Here is a 4,405-nt window from a genome sequence, read left to right on the forward strand (position 1 = left end):
AATCCCAAACATATAGAACACCGATTTCAAGATATTGCTTCGCAAAACATCGTGAAGATCGGCTACTTTATCAATTCCCAGATCCCTTAAATCTTTTGCGAGCCGGCAGAGACCAAATACGCCGCTATGCACTCCGTTAACATCGGCTTCATAAACAGAAACCCGCGGAATTCCTTTAAACATTGGTTCAAAAAAACCACGGGTTAAAACTGTAACTTTTAAATGTGGATAAGTGGCACTAAGCACCCGTAATACCGGTACCGTCATCGCTACATCGCCCATAGCCGATAACCTAATCACCAAAATATGAGAAGCCCCCTCTGCCTGTGGAATCTCTCCTGAAAGGGGAGAATTTCTTTTATTAAAAGAGGTCTTCTTCTTCATTTTTAAACAATTTTAAGCGCTATTTTTTTCTTAAAACAGGATTTAACTCATCGTCATTATACATCTTCATTTGCCTGTAAACTTTCATAAACTTATTCCCGGCAGCAATATCTTCTAACAGTTGGTTTATCGCGGTAGAAAGGTCTACGCGTTGCTCCAGCAAAACATCAAGCTTAGCCTTGCATTTCATTTGGTGCTCCTGTGAGGCATCTTCCCTATTAGCCTCCTCGTCCATATGATAAATTTTTAACGCTAAAATTGAAAGCCTGTCTATAGCCCAGGCCGGGCTTTCAGAATTTATTGTAGCATCTTCATTTGGCTTAACGTCTTTAAATTTTTCCAAAAAATAACTATCAATATATTCCACAGTGTCCGTTCGGTCCTGATTAGACGCATCTATTTGGCGTTTTAGCGCCAGTGCATCTACAGGATCTATGTGCTTATCGCGAATAATATCTTCATAATGCCACTGCACTGTATCTATCCAGCATTTTCTGTATAATAAATGCTCAATCAACTCATTTTCGCTGTCGTACGGATTGGTAAACGGCTGTTCTACCGTATCTTTTTCGTGATATTTTTCTATTACTTCCTGAAAAATCTTATTTGCTTTATCTGAAAACATAAATTATTTTTTTTCTAAAATGTGTAAATATTCTGTTGTATTTATGGCCGTATGGTTTCGGTTTTCGGTTTTATCGGCTTTAAAACGCTGGTAATTTCTGGTTACCAGGTCGTAATTTCCAAAACGGCTCATTATTTTTTTTATTTCTGTTGAAGGCATTAAACCCTCGTTATTATAGCTGAAGAAAATATATTTGAAATTTGCATTTTCCAGCAAATCTTTAAAAGAATTTTCAACCTTTGTCCTGCTACAATAATTTGAACGATAATATTCTCGCAAACCGGTTTTACCCTGTGGTGCAAAGGTATCATATTTTGCGATGGTATTTAAAATATGGTAGTTCGCGCCGTACTGGCGTGCATTGTAGGGCGGATCTAAGTATAAAATATCCCCTTCAATTTCCTTAATTAATTGATTGGCATCTTTTTGGAAAACCCGGTGAGAATGTTCGGTTATTTCAAAGTTTGCCGGCCTAATTACCAATTCTTTTTGTGCAGAAAACTTTACTTTTTTTAAAAAAGCCCCGTAAACTGAAGCGGTATTAGCCACTTTATCGGCACTTTCCAATAATGAAGCTAAAAGGAAAAAATACTGGTTTTCCCCTATTTCATTATTTAATTTCCAATTTTCAATTTGCTGCCTAACCGCGTCAATTTTCCTACCGTTATTTTTAGAAAAATAAAGCCGGTTAGATTTTCCATTTTCGCTGTATTCTTCAAAGATAAAACCCGGTTTTCCTTCCAGCTTATTTAATTTAACAAGGAGGTCTTCAGTATCTAATTTTTGATGATTTTCAATATAATTTCTGAGTAAAACATAACTGTAATATTCTACATCGTTAGCAATAACAGATTTTACCGAAGTTTTAAAATTCCTGCCCACACTGCCTGTACCGGCAAAAAGATCGCAAAAAAACATTTGAGAAAGATCTTCGCCAACCACTTCTATTACCGTAGATTTTATAAAATCACCAAGCTTATGTTTAGAACCTATATAATTCATTTTACTGCCCAGATCACATCAGCTAAAGTGGTTTTTCCTTGCTGAAATTGGAATTCTTTTAGTTGTGAATTTTCAAAAATAGCAACATATTTTTCAATCACCTGCTTCAAGAAAGAAATTTCAGCCTTTAGTTTCCAGTGCTGTCCATCTTCAGCATAAACTATTAAGAATAATCGATTTTCAAGATGAAAACGGCTTTGTTTGCTTTGGTTTTTATATAACCAGGAAATCAAAGTTTCAGGATTATTTTTAGCAAATTCTAGGGAACGATTAAATGCTTTTGGGAAAACACTTGTTTTTAAATCGAAATCATTTCCGAAGAAATTAAAATCAATTTTTCGATTTCTGGGATTTTTATTTGGAATAACTTCTTTCATTTCGGCAAATATGTGCTCCACGGCCATGGCACTCCAGAAGTTGTACCAGCGGTTACTGCAATACTGGAAAAATTGCTTTTCATCTAACTTTTCCGTAGCGATAATTAAGGCAATTTGCTCATTTAATTTATCCCAACTTGATGTAGAATAAACAAAGGAAGACAGCCTGTCCCACGAATTATTTTGCTTACGAAACCAGCGATATTGGTATTTGCAGCGCTTTTTTAATTCGGTCTCAATTGCCGGTAAATTCATTTAAAAAATAAAAGGAATACACAAAGGCATTAAGATAAGCAAAACCAGCAAAACTTCCCGAAAGACTTTGTCTTCTCTTTGATCAAAATAAATAGAAGTAATTATACTAAGCGGTACAAAAAAGAAAATAAGTTCGCTACCATCTTTGGTAGGCGCAAAAATAGCAACCGCCACCGCGGTGAGTAAACTTAGCAAAACCAGGTTTAGGGAAGGCTTCATGGAGACGCTTGCCTTGCTCACCACTGCAAAAAACTGGACAAGCGTCCAAAGTGCCAAAGTCAAAATAATACTTACGGGAATAAGAATTTCAAGATTTTGATAATTGGAATAATCAAAGTTACTCAACTCAAACCACTGCGAAAATGTATAAAACTGGTCGTAAGCGATAATATGAAAACCAAGCGTTAAAAGCGCTACCGCTAAAGCTGCTATAGGGGGAATTAGCCAGTTTTTAGGTTTTGGAAGATAATATAAGATCCCTGCATACACCACCACCAGGAATAAAATAGACCAGAAATAAAAAAGTGACGCGATACAAATCCAAAACGTAGCATCAAAAACCTTTTTCTGCATTACTTTTTTAGATTTTAAACTAATAATTCTTCTAAAAGCCAGTAGTACCAATAAATTGGCAAATATTACCTGGTGATTTCTTAAAAGTGCAAAAAATGAAGCTGTGAAAATTACAAAAAACAAGATTTTATAGGCACTACGCTGGGTAAGTTCGTTTTTCTTGGCAATAAAATTAAGGGTGAAAACACTTAAAATAAGTGATAATAAAACCGCCAGTTTTTCCAGGAAAAATAACAGGTTAAAATCTAAAAACCACTCCCTAAAATTAGCGATAATAAAAAATATAATGAGAAAAACGGTGATCGCAACCCCATTTACCGGTTTTGATTTGCCAAAAAAGCTTGTTAGCATTGTGGTTTTTTATATTTTTGTAATCTTAAATATACCAAAGTTAGTTATTGAACGCCTTCAAAGGTATTTTAATATCGCTTTGAAATAATTTGAACTTAAAATACATTAAAAATGTTAAGAGATATATTTGAAGGTATCGCCTATTTATTCGAGGAAATATTATTTGTTCCTTTAGATGCTTTAAGATCGCTGGAACTTGATTCCTGGTGGGCTGCAAACGCCTTAAACTTCATCTTTATTTTAGTTGGTTTGGCTGCTTTTGCTTATTGGATGAAGCAATTAAAGCACTACAACGAAGTTAATGATGAAGATCGTGACCCAACGGCACACTCGTTTTTAGGATAAATCAAAACCAAGATCTTTTCTATAATACATCTTATCGAAATGTAGCTTTTCTACATTTTGATAAGATTTTTTTAGTGCTTCTTTGTAATCTTTCCCAAAAGAAGTCACCGCAATCACCCTTCCACCACTGGTTACTACTTTATCGCCTTCAAATTTGGTTCCCGCGTGGAAAACTATGGAATCTTCGACTTTTTCAAACCCTGTGATTTCTTTAGATTTTTCGTAAGCTTCAGGATAACCGCCAGAGACCAACATTACCGTTGTGGCTGCGCGTTCATCTATTTCTAAAGAAATTTCGTTTAATTTTTCTTCAGAAACTTTTTCGAAAATCTCTACTAAATCTGATTTAAGTCGGGGAAGCACAACTTCAGTTTCCGGGTCGCCCATGCGCACATTATATTCTATAACATAAGGTTCGTTTTTCACCATAATTAAACCGATAAAAACAAAACCTTTATAGTCTATATCTTCTTCCTGCAAACCATTAACCGTT

Annotated in this window: 6 protein-coding genes and 1 pseudogene; 1 reads left to right on the forward strand and 6 read right to left on the reverse strand. The window is 35.2% G+C overall.

The features are described from left to right. From AACZ30_RS13060 to AACZ30_RS13080, 5 genes and pseudogenes are all read right to left on the reverse strand, one after another. Window positions 1–384, reverse strand: a pseudogene (locus tag AACZ30_RS13060) (ADP-heptose--LPS heptosyltransferase RfaF); the annotation flags it as partial. A gap of 19 nt (window positions 385–403) precedes the next feature. Then, on the reverse strand, window positions 404–1,009 hold the full coding sequence (locus AACZ30_RS13065) for a DUF4254 domain-containing protein (RefSeq protein WP_208223523.1): 606 nt from the start codon (window positions 1,007–1,009) through the stop codon (window positions 404–406). Window positions 1,010–1,012: 3 nt separating this feature from the next. Beyond that, on the reverse strand, window positions 1,013–2,011 hold the full coding sequence (locus tag AACZ30_RS13070; RefSeq protein WP_208223525.1) for a DNA adenine methylase: 999 nt from the start codon (window positions 2,009–2,011) through the stop codon (window positions 1,013–1,015). Beyond that, a complete protein-coding gene (locus tag AACZ30_RS13075; RefSeq protein ID WP_208223527.1) occupies window positions 2,008–2,643 on the reverse strand; it encodes a hypothetical protein in 636 nt (211 codons plus the stop codon). Before AACZ30_RS13075 ends, AACZ30_RS13070 begins: the two co-directional genes overlap by 4 nt. Further along, window positions 2,644–3,567: a DUF6427 family protein gene (locus AACZ30_RS13080; protein WP_339649892.1), complete on the reverse strand. Its 924-nt coding sequence runs from the start codon at window positions 3,565–3,567 to the stop codon at window positions 2,644–2,646. It lies immediately after the preceding gene. A gap of 111 nt (window positions 3,568–3,678) precedes the next feature. Between AACZ30_RS13080 and AACZ30_RS13085 the strand changes: the two genes are divergently transcribed. Continuing rightward, window positions 3,679–3,912 carry a uracil phosphoribosyltransferase gene (locus AACZ30_RS13085; RefSeq protein ID WP_075325345.1) on the forward strand — a complete coding sequence of 78 codons (234 nt, stop codon included), beginning with the start codon at window positions 3,679–3,681 and terminating at the stop codon, window positions 3,910–3,912. Here the strand turns inward: AACZ30_RS13085 and AACZ30_RS13090 are convergent. Further along, a partial coding sequence (locus tag AACZ30_RS13090) for a phosphoribosylglycinamide synthetase C domain-containing protein (protein ID WP_339649895.1) occupies window positions 3,904–4,405 on the reverse strand: 502 nt, incomplete at its 5' end. The two genes, AACZ30_RS13085 and AACZ30_RS13090, sit on opposite strands and share 9 nt — an antisense overlap.

The sequence above is a fragment of the uncultured Salegentibacter sp. genome, from assembly GCF_963972535.1.
In the GTDB taxonomy this organism is placed as follows: Bacteria; Bacteroidota; Bacteroidia; order Flavobacteriales; family Flavobacteriaceae; genus Salegentibacter.